26 protein-coding genes and 6 pseudogenes are annotated in these 18939 nt (G+C 40.6%); 23 read left to right on the top strand and 9 right to left on the bottom strand.

The genetic code is table 11. The features are described 5' to 3' along the window. Positions 1–31: 31 nt before the first annotated feature. The 8 genes from AC01GB_RS00410 to AC01GB_RS00375 all read left to right on the top strand — a co-directional run bounded on the left by AC01GB_RS00410 (position 32) and on the right by AC01GB_RS00375 (position 3417). Positions 32–208, top strand: a complete 177-nt coding sequence (locus tag AC01GB_RS00410; protein WP_474449745.1) for a hypothetical protein — start codon at positions 32–34, stop codon at positions 206–208. A gap of 23 nt (positions 209–231) precedes the next feature. Continuing rightward, the gene (locus AC01GB_RS00405) at positions 232–486 is read left to right on the top strand and encodes a hypothetical protein (protein WP_474449744.1); all 255 of its coding nucleotides are present in this window, start codon (positions 232–234) and stop codon (positions 484–486) included. Positions 487–561: 75 nt separating this feature from the next. Further along, complete coding sequence (locus AC01GB_RS00400) at positions 562–1092, top strand: antA/AntB antirepressor family protein (protein ID WP_474449742.1); 531 nt, start codon at positions 562–564, stop codon at positions 1090–1092. Beyond that, positions 1053–1316 (top strand): hypothetical protein, encoded by a 264-nt coding sequence (locus AC01GB_RS00395; protein WP_474449741.1) that lies wholly within the window; start codon positions 1053–1055, stop codon positions 1314–1316. The genes AC01GB_RS00400 and AC01GB_RS00395 overlap by 40 nt, the downstream gene beginning before the upstream one ends. 184 nt (positions 1317–1500) lie before the next feature. Then, entirely contained in the window at positions 1501–1665 is a 165-nt protein-coding gene (locus AC01GB_RS00390; RefSeq protein ID WP_474449739.1) for a hypothetical protein, read from the top strand. Between the two features lie 167 nt (positions 1666–1832). Next, positions 1833–2087 carry a DNA adenine methylase gene (locus AC01GB_RS00385; RefSeq protein WP_474449738.1) on the top strand — a complete coding sequence of 85 codons (255 nt, stop codon included), beginning with the start codon at positions 1833–1835 and terminating at the stop codon, positions 2085–2087. Positions 2088–2202: 115 nt separating this feature from the next. Continuing rightward, positions 2203–2421: a hypothetical protein gene (locus tag AC01GB_RS00380; RefSeq protein WP_474449737.1), complete on the top strand. Its 219-nt coding sequence runs from the start codon at positions 2203–2205 to the stop codon at positions 2419–2421. 21 nt (positions 2422–2442) lie between these two features. Beyond that, a complete protein-coding gene (locus AC01GB_RS00375) occupies positions 2443–3417 on the top strand; it encodes a DUF3472 domain-containing protein (protein WP_474449735.1) in 975 nt (324 codons plus the stop codon). Between the two features lie 953 nt (positions 3418–4370). On the opposite strand, the gene AC01GB_RS00370 is transcribed toward AC01GB_RS00375, so the two are convergent. From AC01GB_RS00370 to AC01GB_RS00345, 6 genes are all read right to left on the bottom strand, one after another. Further along, positions 4371–4682, bottom strand: a complete 312-nt coding sequence (locus tag AC01GB_RS00370; RefSeq protein ID WP_474449734.1) for a hypothetical protein — start codon at positions 4680–4682, stop codon at positions 4371–4373. 446 nt (positions 4683–5128) lie between these two features. Further along, the gene (locus AC01GB_RS00365) at positions 5129–5314 is read right to left on the bottom strand and encodes an enterotoxin A family protein (protein ID WP_474449750.1); all 186 of its coding nucleotides are present in this window, start codon (positions 5312–5314) and stop codon (positions 5129–5131) included. Then, on the bottom strand, positions 5242–5421 hold the full coding sequence (locus tag AC01GB_RS00360; protein WP_474449749.1) for a hypothetical protein: 180 nt from the start codon (positions 5419–5421) through the stop codon (positions 5242–5244). Before AC01GB_RS00360 ends, AC01GB_RS00365 begins: the two co-directional genes overlap by 73 nt. Beyond that, positions 5372–5734 (bottom strand): enterotoxin A family protein, encoded by a 363-nt coding sequence (locus tag AC01GB_RS00355; protein ID WP_474449732.1) that lies wholly within the window; start codon positions 5732–5734, stop codon positions 5372–5374. Before AC01GB_RS00355 ends, AC01GB_RS00360 begins: the two co-directional genes overlap by 50 nt. Positions 5735–6536: 802 nt before the next feature. Further along, positions 6537–7115: a hypothetical protein gene (locus AC01GB_RS00350; RefSeq protein ID WP_474449731.1), complete on the bottom strand. Its 579-nt coding sequence runs from the start codon at positions 7113–7115 to the stop codon at positions 6537–6539. A 47-nt stretch (positions 7116–7162) separates the two neighbouring features. Next, positions 7163–7741 carry a hypothetical protein gene (locus tag AC01GB_RS00345; RefSeq protein ID WP_474449730.1) on the bottom strand — a complete coding sequence of 193 codons (579 nt, stop codon included), beginning with the start codon at positions 7739–7741 and terminating at the stop codon, positions 7163–7165. Between the two features lie 1242 nt (positions 7742–8983). Between AC01GB_RS00345 and AC01GB_RS00340 the strand changes: the two genes are divergently transcribed. After that, entirely contained in the window at positions 8984–9856 is an 873-nt protein-coding gene (locus tag AC01GB_RS00340) for a pentapeptide repeat-containing protein (protein WP_474449729.1), read from the top strand. A gap of 529 nt (positions 9857–10385) precedes the next feature. Here the strand turns inward: AC01GB_RS00340 and AC01GB_RS00335 are convergent. From AC01GB_RS00335 to AC01GB_RS00325, 3 genes and pseudogenes are all read right to left on the bottom strand, one after another. Continuing rightward, positions 10386–11342, bottom strand: a pseudogene (locus AC01GB_RS00335) (phage portal protein). Next, entirely contained in the window at positions 11230–12264 is a 1035-nt protein-coding gene (locus tag AC01GB_RS00330; protein ID WP_474449728.1) for a terminase large subunit domain-containing protein, read from the bottom strand. Before AC01GB_RS00330 ends, AC01GB_RS00335 begins: the two are co-directional and overlap by 113 nt. After that, a complete protein-coding gene (locus AC01GB_RS00325) occupies positions 12198–12701 on the bottom strand; it encodes a terminase gpP N-terminus-related DNA-binding protein (RefSeq protein WP_474449727.1) in 504 nt (167 codons plus the stop codon). The genes AC01GB_RS00330 and AC01GB_RS00325 overlap by 67 nt, the downstream gene beginning before the upstream one ends. 84 nt (positions 12702–12785) lie before the next feature. Here AC01GB_RS00325 and AC01GB_RS00320 point away from each other — a divergent pair, with 84 nt between their 5' ends. The 14 genes and pseudogenes from AC01GB_RS00320 (at position 12786) to AC01GB_RS00255 (ending at position 18883) form a co-directional block, all read left to right on the top strand. After that, the gene (locus tag AC01GB_RS00320) at positions 12786–13607 is read left to right on the top strand and encodes a GPO family capsid scaffolding protein (RefSeq protein ID WP_474449726.1); all 822 of its coding nucleotides are present in this window, start codon (positions 12786–12788) and stop codon (positions 13605–13607) included. A 10-nt stretch (positions 13608–13617) separates the two neighbouring features. Then, positions 13618–14643, top strand: a pseudogene (locus AC01GB_RS00315) (phage major capsid protein, P2 family). A gap of 264 nt (positions 14644–14907) precedes the next feature. Next, positions 14908–15066: pseudogene (gpM, locus tag AC01GB_RS00310) on the top strand (phage terminase small subunit); the annotation flags it as partial. 43 nt (positions 15067–15109) lie between these two features. After that, entirely contained in the window at positions 15110–15283 is a 174-nt protein-coding gene (locus AC01GB_RS00305; RefSeq protein WP_474449724.1) for a hypothetical protein, read from the top strand. A gap of 312 nt (positions 15284–15595) precedes the next feature. Then, on the top strand, positions 15596–15886 hold the full coding sequence (locus tag AC01GB_RS00300; RefSeq protein WP_474449723.1) for a head completion/stabilization protein: 291 nt from the start codon (positions 15596–15598) through the stop codon (positions 15884–15886). Beyond that, positions 15831–15962: a head completion/stabilization protein gene (locus tag AC01GB_RS00295; RefSeq protein WP_474449747.1), complete on the top strand. Its 132-nt coding sequence runs from the start codon at positions 15831–15833 to the stop codon at positions 15960–15962. Before AC01GB_RS00300 ends, AC01GB_RS00295 begins: the two co-directional genes overlap by 56 nt. Then, on the top strand, positions 15959–16165 hold the full coding sequence (locus AC01GB_RS00290; RefSeq protein WP_474449722.1) for a tail protein X: 207 nt from the start codon (positions 15959–15961) through the stop codon (positions 16163–16165). The genes AC01GB_RS00295 and AC01GB_RS00290 overlap by 4 nt, the downstream gene beginning before the upstream one ends. A gap of 18 nt (positions 16166–16183) precedes the next feature. Next, positions 16184–16483 (top strand): hypothetical protein, encoded by a 300-nt coding sequence (locus AC01GB_RS00285; RefSeq protein ID WP_474449721.1) that lies wholly within the window; start codon positions 16184–16186, stop codon positions 16481–16483. Next, positions 16372–16926: pseudogene (locus AC01GB_RS00280) on the top strand (neutral zinc metallopeptidase). Before AC01GB_RS00285 ends, AC01GB_RS00280 begins: the two are co-directional and overlap by 112 nt. Next, on the top strand, positions 16893–17123 hold the full coding sequence (locus AC01GB_RS00275) for a neutral zinc metallopeptidase (RefSeq protein ID WP_474449720.1): 231 nt from the start codon (positions 16893–16895) through the stop codon (positions 17121–17123). Before AC01GB_RS00280 ends, AC01GB_RS00275 begins: the two are co-directional and overlap by 34 nt. Before the next feature lie 117 nt (positions 17124–17240). Continuing rightward, a pseudogene (locus AC01GB_RS00270) lies at positions 17241–17876 on the top strand (endonuclease); the annotation flags it as partial. Beyond that, positions 17876–18261: pseudogene (locus AC01GB_RS00265) on the top strand (phage holin, lambda family). The pseudogenes AC01GB_RS00270 and AC01GB_RS00265, both read left to right, overlap by 1 nt. Then, the gene (locus AC01GB_RS00260) at positions 18227–18670 is read left to right on the top strand and encodes a lysozyme (protein WP_474449719.1); all 444 of its coding nucleotides are present in this window, start codon (positions 18227–18229) and stop codon (positions 18668–18670) included. The pseudogene AC01GB_RS00265 and the gene AC01GB_RS00260 overlap by 35 nt, the downstream one beginning before the upstream one ends. An 87-nt stretch (positions 18671–18757) precedes the next feature. Continuing rightward, positions 18758–18883, top strand: coding sequence for a hypothetical protein (locus AC01GB_RS00255; protein WP_474449718.1), 126 nt, complete (start codon positions 18758–18760; stop codon positions 18881–18883). The last annotated feature ends 56 nt before the right edge of the window (positions 18884–18939 follow it).

Here is an 18939-nt window from a genome sequence, read left to right as displayed (position 1 = left end):
ATATATCCCCTTTTAGACACAGGAGCCCATCATGTGGATTTTAATCCTGGCCATGTACGCCAGCCCTTATGCATCAAGCAACTTTGCAAGTGTTCATACACAGGAATTTGATACTGAAAATATGTGTCAATTCGCTGCTAAACAGTTTGAGCAGGAATTTGATACTTTCAAGGATATCAACGCCAAAGCGATTTGCGTTAAGAAATAAACTAATTTCATCGAGGTTCAATTATGAAACTTAACATCATTAAATTATTAATCACGACATTATTGTTTATTAGTGTAGCGTTTGCCTTTGAGCTGATAGTAGAACATCTATCCCATGTTGATACAACACCACCGGCAATATTCCCCGAGATCAAATGGGGTAATGAAGCATTGAGCGGATTACAGTTAGACGGAAAAGAGATGGAGGACATATTCGTACTGTTAGGCACTATGGCATTGATTTGTATCATAATATTATGGCCTAAGCTAAAAAAGTAGTTCACACCAGAACGGCATTATCCCCCCATGATCAATATCGCTTAACAAACATCCATATTCATTCATCAATTAACTTTGAGGGATATCCTTATGTCAAATTTAATCAACATCGAAACAAAAAACATCAACGACGAATTAATCCAAACAGTCAATGCACGTGATTTACATCAATTTCTAGAAGTTGGCAAGGATTTCTCAAATTGGATTAAAGACCGTATTAAGCAGTACGGATTTGTGGAAAATATCGACTATATAGTTTTCGCCAATTCTGGCGAAAACCCCTTCGGAGGCCGTCCGGCAAAGGAATACCACATTTCCCTCGATATGGCGAAAGAACTTTCGATGGTTGAACGCAACGAGAAAGGGAAACAGGCAAGACAGTATTTTATTGAATGCGAAAGACAAATTTTACAGCCGTCATTACCGGGTAATTACATCGAAGCATTAGAAGCCCTGGTTATCTCTGAAAGGAAAAAGCGGTTATTACTGACCAAAGAGATGAAGCAATTAGGACAAAATCACAAATCAGTCGCACTCGTGAAGCTTCTGCAATGGGCAAACTTAGTGTGGCTACGCGTAAAAATAGAGAACTTACCGAACGACTAGGAGAAAGTGTTAAACATGCCACCATCACAGCCGTAAAGAATGCCACAGGGAAAGAATACAAGTTTACCCCACTTCGCAGATGGTGTCGTGAGAACCAGGTGGAAGCAACCGAAGTACCGGATATTCGTTATGGTCAGGTTAAGTCATGGCCTGCTGAATCATGGCTACAGGTATACGGTATCAATCTCAAATCGTTATTTGCTAATAGCAAAAGTATTCACTAGAAATTGACCACTATTTGGTATTTCCGAGCAACTTTAAAAAAGACCAGCGCAAGGCTGGCCAACACTAGGGAAAATGTTGCTGTTAACTAACACACAACGGCAATAATATTACCACAAATAATTCACATATGATCAATTTTTTAATCAAATTCACATTCATGTAATCAATAACCGGAGAAATCCTATGAATAATGATAGTAAAATACGAGGTATGACTATGTTATTTAATACCCCACTCAGATATCCCGGTGGTAAAGCAAAATTATCCAATTTTGTCATGAAAATTATTGAAAAAAATAATCTTCACGATCTACATTATGCAGAACCGTTTGCTGGGGGGCAGGACTAGCATTAAACTTACTTACTAAGGGATATGCGAAGAAAATTTATTTAAACGATATCAACCCAGCTATTTATGCATTTTGGTATAGTATAATTAACCATACACATGATTTTTGCAAAAAAATTGAGAAAACAGATGTCACAATTGATGAATGGCATCATCAACGGAAGATTATGGTACATGCCAAATCTAGCAATATTTTCGAACTAGGATATTCAACTTTTTTTCTAAATAGAACTAACCGTTCTGGTATCCTTTTGGGAGGAATTCTTGGAGGAAAAGAACAAAAAGGTAATTGGAAATTAGATGCCAGATTTAATAAATACAACTTAATTGAACGAATTGAGCGAATATCAAAATATAAAAATAATATAATTATTTCTAATTTAGATGCCAGAGAATTTATACAAATGAATGGCTATTTCTGACGGGATAACTATCATATTTATACTGTGTTTTTCTGATTGGAGTTTGAAAATCACTTACTGACGGATAGAGTGTTTGGTGTTATTGAATTTATTCAACGCCAATTTGGTACGCTAATTGAAGCCCCCTTCATTGACTAAAACGCAAAATGGCTTGGGAGATAAAGAAACTGGATGGTTGATAAAAATTTGTCATGATAAAATCATTTTTGAAGCCTGGAATTTTGTTAATTCTAAGATATATGACGAATACAGTCATGATCTTTTGTTAACTTCATTAGCTGTACTAACCACCGAACTCAAAAAAAGCGCCCTAGATAGCAAAAAACAAGAATGAATAATACAAGCAGAAAAAATAATGGCTCATAAATATGAAAATGACATCCCTGACGGAGATTCGACTACCCGGGGACAAGCTCACTACGATGTTGATAAAATTTATGATCAAAATAGGTCGGAAAATATAAATGACCTACGCGAAAAAATAATCGCAATGCTTGATGCCGATAAAAATAACGTTCCCACAAGTGGGCCCTCAGTTACCTCTTATTTTTCTAGTAATAGTGCTGAATTATTGTATGTAGAGCAAAGAGTACCTATTGAAGGCAATAGAGAGCATATTTACTGGTCAGGATGTAATTTTTTCTTTGGCGAACGTGGTGCCTATGCTGGTATTCAACATCAGGCGGATAAGATCATTGAAGGTGTTCCTTTTATTTATAACAATATTTGTTCTATCTGGGATTTAAAAGAATTAGAACCTGAACTACCTACTGAAGTAAAATTAACCTATAGTCATGAAGGATTACATTGGAGCCATTTCGGCGGTGAAGGTACCAGTTTACATACTTCACACCCTATGCCTTGGTATACAGATCAATGGTATGCCACTGTGATCAGACGCTGGTATATTTCAGGAGAAAAAGTTACCCGCATGGCAATGTTTATGTACACTTATTACGAACAAAAATGGACACACTACATGTCAGCAGCAGTACCGGGCATCGATATTCCATTAACAGGCAATTCCTGTACAGGTTTTCCGGAACGATTTGCTGGTAAAGCATTAGGATACTATGGCATTTATGGTCAACATTTTCGCATAAATAAAGATGGCTCTTGGCAAAAACCAATTTTTTATGAAGCAAACGCAGGCGGTAATCCTAACTATTGGAAAGCAGCACTTTATCAGAATACTAATATTAAATTAATTGCCGGTGTAATATATGATAATAATCAAAACAGTATAAAATTTTATCCGGACCAATTTGATACTAAACCTAAACCTGTTATTCATGCTGTAATTGAGAATATATCTGCATTTTACAATTAGATAAATAATTATTCCGTTATTATTGAGTGGCAAAATTCAGATAAAACTCCACCACAACTCAGTTACAATATACAAATCTATAAAGATAGTATTAATGGCGAATTAATTGCACAACAGCATGGTATTTCCCCAGAAGAGAGAAAAATAGTACTAAAAACCGGAGCACTTTCGCCACAAAAATACTACGCAACGATACAAATTGAGGATATTTTCAATAATACATCAAATACTGCGCATACGAAATTTATTAAATAATAATTTTTTTATTACAAAAAGTAATAGATTTATATTTAATTAAACAAAGTTAATTAATGGTATACAGTTAACGACCTTATCTTATTAAAATAGCTAATTTCTAACTCAACGCCTAATAGGTGGCTATTTAATTTCAGCACTGCTTTAATGATTGATTTTAATCTATAAAAAACTTTAATTAAATTGCCCTTCTGGTTACTACTATTAATAATTTTTTTAAGTTAATAATCTGTTTTTCGATCAAATTTTAGTATGTAATCAAATTATTCTTGTTGTTGATTTCTAATCCCTGATTTCGATGTGCTCTAACCGACCTTAACGCAAATAAAACAGAAAAAACATCACTGTCAGGCGGAGTAAGTATTTTACAATCTGCTAGCACAGAACCATCAACATATCAGGCAATCAATACGCACTATGCTGACACCCAAAGCTGGCTACTAAATTTTATCTGTCAAAAACTAATTTATTATACTGACAGTGAGCAGCAAGTATTCAATATTAGATTAATTAATTTGACCAATTTTCGCTACTATCAAACTTTGAGAGACATAAAAGACGATAATACAGAGTCATATAAACTCTGTATTGTTAAACAAATAGTTAAGTTCAAAAATATTTAATATATATTTCTACAAAGTTGTAATAATTGTTATTTTGTAATTATTGCCACCATTTAACAGCACCATTATTAACTTCTAGCATTTGCGCAATATTTGCCCCTGAATCCGCAAAAGCCCATAACACAACATCCTGTTTAAGGTAAAAAGCGGCTCTGGCAGCATCCAAATATCTTTACGATAAGATGCATGATAATAGCCGCTATAATAAGGATTATCTGTTTTTACTGCAATATAACATAAAACATTATTAGTAGTTTGTGCCGCAGTATAACCGACAATTGTTCCCTGAAGCTGATATTCTGTCTGTGTACTTACCTCAACATAAGTGGTAAATGATATGCTAGATAATATAAAAAGAAAAAACAGAAAACATTTAAAATTTGTCATTAAAAACTCCTTTATTAAATAATAATTTTCGCAAAAAACTTGATGGTTTTTTTTTAATTTTTATAAAGAATATTGCTTTCGCCCCCTAGATTTAGTTTTTAATTATTGTTAGTAAATAATGAATATTTATTGCAATAAAATTTTGTCTGTTGTAGTAATAACTTAAATTTATAGAATTGTAATTCAGTTATTTTACAACTATCTAATAAACTCATTTTTTATTACAGCTGAATAAATAAAAATCTACTGTTTATATATTTTTTTATATTTATATCTTGCATTTACTTAAACGTTGCCATCTATTAGTTAACGCTTTATTCCATATAATAATATATTCATCTGAATATGTTTTTTCTATAAATTACTGTAATTTAGATACGGCATTATTAAATACTTTGATTTGTAATAAATTACTACTACCTTATAATATGTATCAGCCGTTAGCGCTAAATCACCGCAAACAATTTGGCAATTTTTTGCCTAAAAGAGTCCCAGAACATAACTTCTCCATAATCCTGTACAGTTTTTTTAGGGTAACATGAAGACATGGGAGCAGTTTTTAACTCACAGTTAGCAAAAGGAAACCACGGCTGGATCCCCCATGCTGGGTGATCATAAGGAAAACCTGCCAGCTGCGATTGAGTTCTGATGATGCTAAATTGCTGTATAAGCGTTCTCTGTAGTCTGGATTAGCGATGAAAGCGCCGACGACACCACCTTTGACTCGCTCCCAACCAATAATTTGACTCCAATAAATAATACTTATGGTCGTTAACCCAGTTTATTGCAAATCCTCGTGCAGTCGTGCTCGATACATAGCCAGAATCATGTCGAGCCATAGCTGTATCGGCACCATGGACATGATCCCATAAATTTATATTTGGTGGTGGCTGATTTGGCTTAGTTCCATCCATTCCTCTTGGATAAAATCCTCCAGCTCTTTTTACATCTTCTGGTGATTCCATTGCTGCACGATAGACCTTTTCTGAATTATCGGCTAGCGAACAATGTGAAAACACTAATAAACATAGCAGAATACAGTAACCCTTCACTTATTTTCCTTATTCTTTATAAAAGAAATTTAACTCATTTTTTATATTAAAAAATGAGTATGGTAATGATGTATTTAAGTATTCTCTGTTATTAATAATAATGTTATGTTTTGCTCCTTATTATTTATATTGTCATATATTAATAATTTTTTTAATTTACTTAAATATATCTAACACAAAAAAACCAGACCTCCAATTAAAATAAATTAATATTTTTTGTCAAAAAATGGCTTTAATGACATTTTTTTAATTTATTATTTTTTATAAAACCTATTGTTACAAAAAAATAATTAAAAAAATTTACTTATATACTTTAAATTATTACAAATAAATATAGGTTTTTTTATTTTAATAAAGTTAATTTTGCAAACTTAATACCTTTTTTCTGTTTAAACGATACACAAGTTATCATTCTATAATAAAATAAAAAAGCATGAATAATTATCAAAAATAAGGCTTAAAGAGGTAAAATAACCTGGAGTCCAATGGCCTAATTTATTAATAAAATATGGATATAAAGGATTGCCAACTTTCACCAAGAAAGTTTATCTTTTAAATCTTTGCGGGCGGTTTTTTGTACGAGAAAAAATATTGCGAAAGTTAATGCTAATTAAATTATGTCATGAAATTATAGAAAATTAGTTAAGACAAATATATACCCAACCTAATTTAAACAAAAAGCAAATAAAAAATTGATTATAATTATGCTCCTGTCTAGCAGGCGTTTTATATTCTGGATGAGATATAACTAAAATAATCATTAATTATAACATTATTTACCTTTCAACATCTTTCTTAAAACTTATTCCTCATTGATAGTTATATCAATAATTGAAGAATCACCATAATGCGATTTGATTGTAATAATCCCACTATTACCATAACTATCTATGACTTCCATTTTAACAACCGCATTTTCGTTTTGATTACACCAATTGAATTTTCCAACATTCCTTAATGGAATATTACATTGTAAAATGAAGACTGCCGCACTTGAGCTACTAGAACTTAAATTTGGACTATCAGAGCCACCGTAATTGGTAACTTTTTGTGACAGCTCATACTTATAAACAATATTAGTAAATTCTTCGACCCCATAAATACAACTACCAGGCATCAAACCAACCAGGTCTTGAGGAGCAACAAAAACAAAATATGATGAAAATGATCCTCCACCCATTCCTACAATGATGTCAGGAAGATTATTATTTAGAAATTTAACAGTATCCAAATTAGCTTTTTTATCTCTGATAACATTAATTACCTTAAAAGTATTATTATCGTTTGATTTTATTTCTTTGGACCTAATAGATATATGTTCTCGTTTACTAATCCCATTAAAATAAAAAATATCCTTTAAATACTGCCTTTCATTTCCCACTTTAGATATCTTTATTTTATTGGAAATTTCACTGCTACCTTTATTTACTAAGACATTATATTTTGAACCATAATCAATTGGCGTAATGGCTTTAATATGAAAAAAATGTGGATATTTAAATGCTGAACCCGTCTTTCCTTCTGGCCCATTTCGAGTGATCGCCCCATCTCACTGGTATTAAAATCACCTACACCCGGAATATCTATGCCCGCACTGATTTTGAAGCCTTCATTAGGTTCTGTCGCATGTAAGTAAAGCTTGATTACTTGCCCATATTCTCCATAGGTACTGACTTCAGAATTCACTGTATTTGAAGTCGATATTACTTTGGCGTAACCTAAATCTTCATTGGTATAAACCCATGGCTTGTAATTAGAATTATCTCCCTGTCTATTTAATCGCTTACCTTCTGTATAATGTACGAAATGTACGGCTTTAAGTAATTCATCATCTGGAATAATCAATATTTTTTTATTCTTATCAGATATTCTAATATAAATAGTGGCCTGATTTTTACCATTACCAAAAATAGTCGCATACTTATGGTTGTTATATCCATCGTTGTCATAATTAAGAATATTTATCCAAAGTAATTCCAATTTACCAAAATCATCCCACATGCTCATAATATGTTTTCTTATACGCTATTAATAATATACCTTGCTGTCTACGAAATAAAATATATCAAATTTATTATGAAAAAGTTTTTAATATTCATTACAATCTAATGAATATTATTTTTCACTTAATCGTGTTTTATTTAAACTGATTTTCACAAAAGTAATTCTATTATTTTAATTAAATTTACCAATAAAAATTTAATCTTATTTCAATGAATATTGTTTTTGATGCCACATCGAAGCCGGTGGCACCGCTAGTCCTAACATCCAACCGAACTAATTCTCTCTGCTGCTTCCTACCATAAAAAATGAAACCACTGTCCGCTATTTAATAATTATCATTGACGAGCGGGTCAGAGAGTTACCTGGTGGTGGAGCTGTTAGAAAAATGCCTATATTTGTACTTACCCGAGGATGACCAGGAGCTTTTTAAAAGCGCCATCGGCGCGCCTCGGAGTTCTGGCAATAACTGTAGAAAAGGGATTTTATCCCCCCTCTTTGGGTGTACACTATTTTATGCCTAAGTACGCCTCACGCGAGTTTTTCTTACCACGGGAATACGGTTTTTCAAGTTACACGCCCGAGTCTGAGAACCCGTTACCGGGCTAAATTATCAAAAAAAATCCCCCCCCTTATTTGAAAATAAAAAATAAGTGCATGGATTTGCACAAAAATGCACAAATTTGCACAAGTTTTTGCTCACCTGAAATCACGGGAAAGGCCAGTACTGGCGTACCCTGAATCGTGTTGTGCAACTGCACAAAAAACGACACCTTTAGCAGGCAGGCGCAGCGGGGCTACCACTGCGATTTTTCATGTTTTTTAGAACCGATCTCGAAAATCAAAAGTATAACCAAGTTGTAATTTCCACTCTGTACATTAAATTCAGGTAATTACCTGATAAAAAATAAAATAAAAATCATAATTATATATAAATAAATTGATTAGATAAAAAATTTCAATTTTTTAATAATTTATAAACAAGAGAATTTGAAATAACTAAGAAAAAATTAATTAATTAATTAATTAATTAACATTAATTTTACATAACTGTGTTTATTATAATAATTTATTGTCTTTTGCCGATTATTGTCATCTTAAAAACGTAAAATTGCTTGTTATTCTGGATGTGAAACGCATGTAGGATAAAAATAAATTAGATAATTTTTAATAAAAAAACTAAGGGAATAAAAATGTCTTATATCAACATAAATATAGAATCATTACACCAAATTTATGGAAAGTAATTTGGGTATTAATGATATGGATGTAGAAAAAGCAACATCGCCTAATACAATACTGGAACATATTATTGATTTCATTACATTCGGAGGAGTCAGAAAAGAGCTTACTAAACAATATAACGAGTTCTGTTCAAACATTACTGATACTATCGAACAATCTAATGGCTCAGTTCGATACGAAATCCCAAAAGATCTTAAATTTAATTTCTCAGGTAAAGACGTTATTTTTTCAAATAAAAATGGTTTCGTTTCTATCAACGTTGAAGGTAAAGCCGCTGAAAAAAGAATTGATGAAAAATGCTTTAATAATTTTTGTACGATTCAGTTATTAATGAAGCATGAAGGTTTATCTGAAAATCAAGCTAGGTTAACAAATAACGGAAATATTTATTTAGCAAACGCTGACCTTTCTAACAGAGATTTGTCAGGCATTGATTTAAAGGGCGCGGAATTACATGATGTAAACTTATCTAACTCAGATTTAAGTTTTTCGAATCTAAAGGGGGCACAATTACAATTCACCAGGCTTGATTCGATATGTTACCGTAAACAAGCAGAACGAAATGCGTATATGAGCAATCTCTGTGATTATCTAAAAACGACTTATCAAATAGATAGTCAAAGTAAGAGAAACTCCAAAAGCGATGGTTTATTTAGGCGTTCAGCTAGCCATACTGACTGTGTTGATATCAAAAAAGCTTTCAATGAAGGGAAAATTAATTTTGAAGAACACTCAGTACATTCGTTAACAAAAATCCTTGCAGATGAATGTAAAAGGTTAAGCCCAATTGATGACCTGATGTTAGTCGAGGTGGAAAGCGGACAAGAGGAATTTTTATCTATCTTTAATAAAAAGGTTCAATCAATGAATCCCTGAAGAAAGGAAAGAGTTTGAAATAATTCTTGGTTTATATACGGATGCTTACGATTCAGCTGAAGACGGTGATACCAGTAGTTTTAATAAACATTCGATATTAATTGGATCGTTTTATCCATCCTTATTTTTTGGCGCTGGACAAACTCTAGATATTGACGCTATAAATAAACAAAAAGAATTTTCCAAAGAAATAATAACATCATTCAAGCACTTAAATGATGTTGAATTACCTGTTGTACACGATAATCGTAATATTCATAGTCAATCAGAAGAAAAAAAGAAAACTGTCAATGAAGTTGATCCATCACACGCAAGGACAAGAAGCGAGTTAGTTAAAGCCAGAAAAGCATTTTTTGAACAGCTTACATCAACAAATGTAAATAATTTGAAACAACCAATTTCAACTGGGGCCAAACCGGTTGGATAAAAAAATTATTCAACAATCAACGGGACTTTCTGAGGCGCAGTTAAACGCCCTGTGCAAGGATTAGATTTTATTTTTTATCCGATTCAAGGCGTAAGGGGTAAACTAAATCACCTCTTCGCCGAGCCATTCATTAAGCTGCTGCATTTTGTGTTGCAACGGATGCAGTTCGTTGCAGATAAACACATTGGCCGCTTTTTGTACATCCCCAAATCCCCCTACATTCTGTGGCATAATGCCCATTAATTGCGGGGGCACGCGGTAAGCGGCTAACATATCGTCGCGACTGACATTTTTGATATTTAAAAATTCATCTTTCGCGGCGGCTTCCGATAACGGAATGGTTTGTATGCCATCCTTTTTGCCGTTCGGGGCATATAAAAACAGATTGCGAAAATTCCCTAACCCTTTACTGCTTTTTAACTGTTCGCTGATGTTAATCGACGAAATTTTGCGCCGCATCACTGATATAGAGGATATAGCCGGCATGGGAGCCGTTCAGATAATACTTACGACGAAAGAGTGTTGCCGATTCATTGAGTAAAATGGCAGGGCGGCCAGATATTCGGGCAAGCCGTAGATTTCCTGATTGATATCCGGCTCAAGCAAATGAAAAATCTGCCCCGTCTGAAAAGTAAACGGCACGCTGTCAAAACCCGCGTGCAAAAGGTAATAAGTGGCTAAATCCTCACCGCGCCTTGTGAGTTTGGCCGGGATGGAGTTAAGCGAAATTGTTTTATTTAAGCCATTTTTTCGCCGTTCCAGATACGCATTGCCAAAAATCAGAAAATCCAGCGCAAAACGGTCAAAATCCTGACGACTTAACCATTTATGTAGCACAAAAGTACTGCTTAAAATATTGCGTTTGACATAAATGGCACTGCTATGATGGGCAGCAGCCCGAAAAATGCGTGACAAGCCTTCAAAACTCATCGGTGGCTCGTAGTAATTATCGATAGTCGCATCCAGCCCGATGTAGTCGACCTGATAACGGGTGGTGAGTTGTTGGATAGCGGCGGCCTGTGCGCGAAAGTCCAGCCCACGCCATTGAAAGTATTCCAGAATGCGAAATTTTCCACCGGGTGTGAGGGGGTGGCGCAATGACGACACAGCCTGCTCTGTCACCGTGCTGGGAGCCTTTGGCGGGGTCGTAGCCTATCCAGACGCTTTGTGACCCATAAGGCCGTGACATCAACGGACTGACATCCGCCCATACCTCCCAGCTCTCCACCTGACAGACCTGCATCAGTGAAAACAAAAACAGCGAGTCTATATCGTCAACAAATTCACACATTAACAGGTTTTGATATTCATCGGGACTATAGCGCTTTTTTAACCCTTCACGGTCAAACAGGTTACAACCGCCATTAATGGCATCGTCTAACGTGACAATTTTTCGCCAATGACCATCTTCACAATAGCGACCGTTCGCCAGCAACGGGTGGCTGATGGCGATATCAATCTGGTCTTTTTTCGACCTTCCCCGGTTAAACAGTTTGCCAGACCAGAACGGGTAAGCGCTATGCGTCAGGCTCGACGGGGTTGAAAAGTAGGTCTGTCGCCATTTTTTCTGCATCGCCATACCAGACGCCACTTTACGTAATTCCTGAAATTTCGGGATCCAAAAGTATTCATCCAGATAAAGCTTGCCGTGATAACTTTGGGCCGTGCGCGCATTGGTACCAAGAAAATAAAGCGTGGCACCATTGGCTAACACGATAGGGTCACCTTTTAAAGCAACATCCACTTCCTGCGCCATTTTGATAATGTAATCCTTAAAAACATGCGCCTGGGATTTACTGGCGGATAAAAAGACCTGATTGCGTCCGGTGGTTAATGCATCCATCAACGCCTCGCGGGCAAAAAACCAGGTGGCACCTATCTGGCGCGATTTTAAAATATTGCGTATCGGATAAGTTAATCCTGCCTGATACCAGTGCTGCTGGTAATCAAAAAGATGCTGGTGAAAATGGTGTAAAAGCAACTCAATCTGGCTGTCACTAAAAGCATTCTTTTCAGCCGAGGTACGGTTATTTTTTTATCACGCCCTCTTTCCGTACCGCCTTGTTGGTATTGTTCAATCCGACACTGGCGCTCCAGTTGCCGATAAAGCAGGTCAATTTCCTTAAAGTCTTTACCCTCTTTGTATTCTTTACCAATTAACTGACAAAGCCGCGCCTCCAGGCGCAGTTTGACGGCCTGCGTGGCATTTTGGACATTCCACCGGTCTCGCCGTTTCCAGCTATGCACGGTAGCGACATTTTGCCCCAACATGTGTGCAATCTGACTCGGGCTATAACCTTCTAAAGCCAGTTGTCGGCCGCGCTGTCGTAAAAAGGGATTTTCATTTTTCATGCGGCTAGCATAACGAAGATTTCCCAAGGATTGCCTAGGTGAAAATTTGTTTGACAGTTCAAACAATCACGCTGCCTTGTTTCCCACCCTTATCTTTTTAATGCTATGGCCATAATGTCAATAAACCCTACCCTGGCCGGAGCCTGTGTAATGAAAAAAACCAACCCGATTCGTATCTGTGTGGAAGGTGCCACCACCGATGGCCGTAAAGTCCAGCGAGAATGGCTGACCGATATTGAAAAAAACTACGACCCGGACACTTTTGGGGCACGAATTAACCTTGAACATTTGAAATCCCCCTGGATGCCCTACTTTGGCGATGTGCTTTCGGTCTATACGGAAGAAATCAAAACAGGGGCATTAGCCGGCAAGCTTGGACTTTACGGGGTGCTATCGCCCACCGATGAATTGATTGCCATGAATAAACAACGGCAAAAAGTGTACACTTCGGTCGAAATTGATACGGCTTTCACTGATACGGGTAAAGCCGATCTCGTCGGTCTTGCCGTGACGGACAATCCCGCCAGTCTGGGCACCAGTATGCTGGCATTCAGTCACGGTAAACCCCACTGTCTCGCTGAGCGTAAATTATCCCCCCATAGCGTGTTTACTGCTGCCGAAGAAACCCTGCTCGAATTTATCGACGAAACGACCGCTGTCCCTAACCCATCGCTGAATTTGCTTGAAAAAGTCAAAGGCCTGTTTAGCCTTGAGCGCGATTCCCAATCCCAGACCTTTAGTTATATCCAGCAGGCAATTGAGTATTGTGCGACGCAGCAGGCAAGAAGTGAACAGCAAATTGCCCAATTAGGGGTTGTGTTAACCGCGCTAAAAAATGCCAATGCGGAAAAGCACCAGCAACTAAAAACGGAACTGACAACATTGACGACCAGCCTCGCGCAAGAAGAAATACCGACGCGCCCTGTTTCACTGGGGCGAACACGGGATACCGATACCCTGACCAACTGCTAACGAGAAGACGATGAGAAAAGAAACCAAATGTAAATTCAATCAGTATTTAAGCCGCCTGGGGGAAATCTATCACGTCTCGCCGCAGGATTTTGCTGGGAAAGTGAATATTGAACCGTCCCAAAGTGCAGGTACTGGAGAGTCAAATCCAGCAAAGTGCGGTTTTTTTTTGCAAAAAATAAATCTGGCGCCGGTACTTGAACAGCAAGGTCAGGCAATAGGACTCGGGATGGGCTCTACGGTGGCGGGCACCACCGATACCAGTAGCTAAAGTCGAGAACCGATTGACCCGACGGCACTGGACGCGATTGACTACTATTGCTATCAAACCAATTTCGATACCGCGATTAGCTATGCCAAGCTCGATATGTGGGCCAAATTTAACGATTTCCAGCGTCGTATCCGCGATGCGATTGTCCGCCGTCAGGCCCTTGACCGCATTATGATTGGTTTTAATGGCCTCAAGCGAGAAAAAACCTCAGACCGTACTCAAAATGCCAAATTACAGGATGTGAATATCGGCTGGTTACAGAAAATTCGTAATGATGCCAAAACCCATGTAATGGCCAACATCACCGACAGTCAAGGTAAAGTCACCTCAAGCACCCTCCGCATTGGCGAAAAAGGCGATTACAAAAATCTGGATGCACTGGTAATGGATACGGTTGAACGGGTGATTGATGAAGTGTATCAGGATGATACCGATTTAGTGATTATTTGCGGTCGTTCCTTGCTCGCCGATAAATATTTTCCGATTGTTAACAAAGCGCAGCCTAACAGCGAAATGCTGGCCGCCGATGTGATTATCAGTCAAAAACGCCTGGGTGGATTACCCGCCATTCGCGCCCCGTTCTTCCCCGACAAATCCTTGCTCATTACCCGTCTGGATAATCTCTCAATTTACTATCAGCAAGACACCCGTCGTCGACAAATCAAGGATACGCCCGAGCGTGACCGGATTGAAAATTATGAGTCGGTCAATGGAGCCTATGTGGTGGAAGATTATCGCGGGGTAGCACTGGTCGAAAAGATCCGGTAACTTTACCCGAAGAGAAACCCCGATCGGAACCGCAGAGGGGGTAAAACAAAGCACTCCATTCAAGTGGCAGCGGTCAGGCTAATCAGGGCGGCGGCCAGCGTCTCACCCCCGGCACCATGCCAATCAACTGCGTTTAGCGGGTGAAAAGCCGGATAACGCCCTGCCATTGTTATGGGATGCGAGCGACACAGGAGCAGGTTCAACGGATGTTTCAGCAGGACGAACGTCAGTTAAAGCGGATTCAGTCAACCGAACGGGAAAGCCGAATATAAAAAAGCGGGGTCTACCCCGTCATGCCCCTGGGTGAGCGGGGTATTGGAAAACGGCAACGGCCATCAGGATGACACGCTGATGATGATGATGCTCTGGCGTATCGATGCCGGTGAGATTGAAGGCGCGTGGCTATTGCTGAATATGCGTTAGCGCATGGGCTTTTAATGCCGGCTGGCCATAGCCGCACGACGGGTTGCGTGATCGCGGGAGGAAATGGCGGCGGCTGGCCAAAGCCGCATACCAACAGAATCAGCCGCTTGAATTGTCGCTTTTAGCGCAAATCGTCACCTTAACGGATGAGAAAGATATGCCGGATGTGGTCAGAGCCGAATTGTTAAAATGGGTGGGGTTTTTGTCAGCGCGATAATGAGTTGCTAGATAAACCGCCCTCGACACCTTAAAACGCGCCCGAGGCTTTTTCAAGGCGTTGGGGTGAAAGGTGAGATCAAAAAGCTGGAAAAGCGCTCAACACCGGGTTACCAAATACATGAGTTGTGCCCACGCACCCGGGCGGCACAGTGAAAAAGGCGTTATGTTCACTGTCCACCGCCCGACCTATTGAGATGAGGATATGGATTTTTTCTTCGCCGGAAAACCACCTAAAGAAGAAAAAGATCTTGCCGGCCGATGACCCTTTCTGGCCTGCCGTGTCACCCCCAAAATTACCGCGCGGTGATGCGTGAGAGTCGAGGGCACCATCATCGCTTCGCGTCTTAAGGATGCACTCACCCACGCGATGATTGAAGTGGCGTGCGAACTGCGGACTGGCAAACCCAGAAAAAACGCGCGAGGATTTAACCAGCTAGCCGATATTCCGGCCATGCAGATTAATAACGACAGTGCGCTTTGCCTGCTGTACGAGCGTGCGGGATCGTGGCCTGACGCGGCTAACCTGCTCGGAACGGTTTCGGGATATCGACACACAGGCATCCGGCCACAAAAAAGCCGACAGCCTGTCGCCTACGATTGATGATTACCGGCGCGATGCCCTCTGGGCGATAGCACGGATCAAAGGGCAGGGTCATAACGTGGTGGCGCTGATATGAAGATACTGAGTCAACAAAACGAGAGTCTGGATGAAATTTGTTTTCGCTACTACGGCAGCTGTATCGGCATGGTTGAACGGGTTCTGGTGGCTAATCCGGGACTTTGTGATAAAGCCGACAGACTGCCGATGGGCATTAAAATTCAGTTACCCGAAATCAATGCGTTACCCTCAACCCGTTTGTTGGTCACATTGTGGGATTGAAACGAAAACGAGGTATTCATGCACTGGAAAGAGAGACGGGAAAGTGAGCAGGTAGAAGATCGACGGAATACTTCCGAAGCACAGGAAGCGGATACCCGTCGGGAAGAAGCCTTGAAGCGCCGGAAGAAAAAGGCAAAGAAAAAGAAAAGAAAACCGAAATATAAACCGCTGTTAGCAGAAGGTTTTGTGTTTTCACACTGGCGTGGATGGGCCTGGCTGGCTGTTATCCTGGTGTTGTTACTGGGTGGCTATCGTTGGGCTTTTGCGACATCGGTTCAGGTGAGCGCGCCGTCATCGGGTCAATCGTTTTGTGGATGAGAACGAGGCCGCGTAAGTTCACCTCTGTCATTCTGGCATCAACTGAAGATGCCTGGCGGAAGATTTTTGCTGAGGGAGGCGGTCATTACCGATTGCCGAAACTGGTGATATATCGGGCAGAGTAATAGAGACAGGCTGCGGCACGGGCTATACCCGACAGGCCCTTTTATTGCCCTGCTGACCGCACTATCTATATCGACCTGTCATTTTATGACGAGATGAAAAACAGACTGGGGGCAGACGGTAAATTTGCCTTTGGTTATGTGATAGCCCATGAAGTGGGGCATCATATCCAACACCTGCGGGATGTCTTGAAAAAAGTAGACCTGGCACAGGCGAATATGTCAAGAAAATCGGCCAATAAGTTATCGGTAAAGCTGGAATTGCAGGCGGACTGCTACGCGGGGGTATGGGGGCATTTGTGCAGCAGGCAGGCTGGCTGACGAGATGGGCGATTTGGATGACGCGCTCAATGCGGCCAAAGCGATCTGGGGATGACCGGCTACAGAGGGAAGGTCATGGACGGGTGGTTCCCGAGACGTTCACGCACGGGACATCGGCACAGCGTCATGACTGGTTTAAGCGGGGTTTTGATAGCGGTGACCCAAAACAATGTAATACCTTCAAGGAGATACGATGATTATCAGACAACATTGGGTAATCGGTATCCTGTGCTTGTTGAGTGTGTTAAGCACACCCGCTCAGCGCGACTAAGCCGGTTAATACCCCGAAGAGTTTCAGTGAAGCGAAATGGGTTTCCCGTCAGGCCGTTTACCACGACCTCAATCAGGGTGCAGGTGGCACCCTCTATTGTGGCTGTGACTGGCAGTGGACAGGAAAAAACGGGGGTCGAATTGACCTTGAAAGTCGTGGTCAGGCGGTCAGACGGGAAGTTCACCGTCATCGTGCACAGCGGATTGAGTGGGAGCATATCGTGCCGGCGTCGGTATTCGGTCAGGCGTTTGGCTGTAAAGAAAAAGGCGGCCGAAAAGGCTGCCGTCAAGAAGACCCGGAATTTCGAAAAGCGGAAGGCGATTTGCACGATCTGGCACCGGAGTCAGGTGAAGTGAATAACGACCGGGGTAATATGCCCTATGGCGAAGCCGGGCAGGTCCCTTTTGTTTACGGGCAGTGTCAGAGCCGTCCCGGATTTTAAAAACAGCGGGTTTTTGAACCGCGCGATGACGTCAAGGGACTCGTCGCCCGGGTCTGGTTTTATATGTCAGACCGGTATGGTTTTGTGATACCCCCTGAGCAGCAAGCAATTTTAATGCAGTGGGACAGGCAATATCCCCCCGATGCGCGTGAACGCGAACGTGACCGGCGTATTGCGGCGATTACCGGTGTGCACAATCCGTTTGTGACGGGTGAAAAGGCATGGAAAAAACGATAATGGAGACGTTCACTGGGGCATGGGAGAGCGTTTGCGCTTTCCTTCGGCGTCGATTAAAAGAGCAGGGCGTGGGCGCAAAACGCTGTGCGTTTCTGATGGCGCGGCTGCGCGGGCGATATTCAGGAAGGTAAACGGCGCAAGACCCTGATTGATGCCGACGATATGCGCGATTATTGCGTGGTTTGCGCGTGACCTGCTGGCGCTTTTCGGGTTAAGTGCGGGTCTGGTCTATCTGGCCAGTGTCTTCATCGGTTACCTTGGCACTGATTTTCTGGGGGAGGCATTAACCGACTCACTGCCTTTTCGGGGGTTGAGGTTGTCGGTCAAAAAACCGGACACAAGGAAAAAAAATGACAACCAGCGACGCAGGGGTAAGTCGGATTAAACAGTTTGAGGGGTGTCGCCTTCGGGCTTATCGCTGTCCGGCCGGACGCTGGACGATTGGCTATGGGCATACGCATGGGGTGACGGAACGGATGACGATTTCACCGTCACAGGCGGAACGCTTTTTAACCGATGACCTCGAGCAGACAGAGGACGTGATTAACCGGTGCGTGCGGGTCACGCTGACCCAACTCCAGTTTGATGCGCTGGTATCACTGGTCTTTAACATCGGTGAGGAAGCATTCGCGACCTCGACCCTGTTAGAACAAAACTCAATGCGGGCGATGTTGCGGGCGCGGCCGATGAATTTAACCGCTGGGTCTGACGCGGACGGAAAAAAACTGACTGGACTGGTCAGACGGCGAGCGGCGGAACGGGAGAGGTTTTTGTCATGGTGCGGGGAACAGTGATGGCGTTGCTGGTTGTGATAACGGTGCTGTCTGTTGGCCTGATGCATTATCGCGCAGAGTCCACCCTCTGGCAGATGAAAGCGGAGCATGCCCGGCAACAGGCGGAAAAAACCTGAAGATCACAGACAGACCCAACGTATTCAGCTTGACCAGCTGGCCGAGATGGACAAAAAACATTATCAGGAATTAACCCGATGCGAGACAGACGATTGAGGCCCTCAGGCTTGATGTTGCTCGGGGTTTTAAGCGGTTGCGGGTCAATGCCACCT

The sequence above is a fragment of the Candidatus Arsenophonus phytopathogenicus genome, from assembly GCF_056113345.1.
The sequence above is the reverse complement of the archived record's forward strand: the minus strand, read 5'-3'. Positions and strand labels throughout refer to the sequence as shown.

Bases quoted from the DNA above. Each gene is read 5' to 3' on its own strand.
- AC01GB_RS00375 (WP_474449735.1), top strand. From the start codon at position 2,443: ATGGCTCATAAATATGAAAATGACATCCCTGACGGAGATTCGACTACC.
- AC01GB_RS00390 (WP_474449739.1), top strand. From the start codon at position 1,501: ATGAATAATGATAGTAAAATACGAGGTATGACTATGTTATTTAATACC.
- AC01GB_RS00385 (WP_474449738.1), top strand. From the start codon at position 1,833: ATGGTACATGCCAAATCTAGCAATATTTTCGAACTAGGATATTCAACT.
- AC01GB_RS00345 (WP_474449730.1), bottom strand. From the start codon at position 7,741: ATGAGCATGTGGGATGATTTTGGTAAATTGGAATTACTTTGGATAAAT.
- AC01GB_RS00405 (WP_474449744.1), top strand. From the start codon at position 232: ATGAAACTTAACATCATTAAATTATTAATCACGACATTATTGTTTATT.
- AC01GB_RS00370 (WP_474449734.1), bottom strand. From the start codon at position 4,682: ATGACAAATTTTAAATGTTTTCTGTTTTTTCTTTTTATATTATCTAGC.
- AC01GB_RS00290 (WP_474449722.1), top strand. From the start codon at position 15,959: ATGAAGATACTGAGTCAACAAAACGAGAGTCTGGATGAAATTTGTTTT.
- AC01GB_RS00260 (WP_474449719.1), top strand. From the start codon at position 18,227: ATGACAACCAGCGACGCAGGGGTAAGTCGGATTAAACAGTTTGAGGGG.
- AC01GB_RS00275 (WP_474449720.1), top strand. From the start codon at position 16,893: ATGGGGGCATTTGTGCAGCAGGCAGGCTGGCTGACGAGATGGGCGATT.
- AC01GB_RS00320 (WP_474449726.1), top strand. From the start codon at position 12,786: ATGAAAAAAACCAACCCGATTCGTATCTGTGTGGAAGGTGCCACCACC.
- AC01GB_RS00255 (WP_474449718.1), top strand. From the start codon at position 18,758: ATGCCCGGCAACAGGCGGAAAAAACCTGAAGATCACAGACAGACCCAA.
- AC01GB_RS00410 (WP_474449745.1), top strand. From the start codon at position 32: ATGTGGATTTTAATCCTGGCCATGTACGCCAGCCCTTATGCATCAAGC.
- AC01GB_RS00285 (WP_474449721.1), top strand. From the start codon at position 16,184: ATGCACTGGAAAGAGAGACGGGAAAGTGAGCAGGTAGAAGATCGACGG.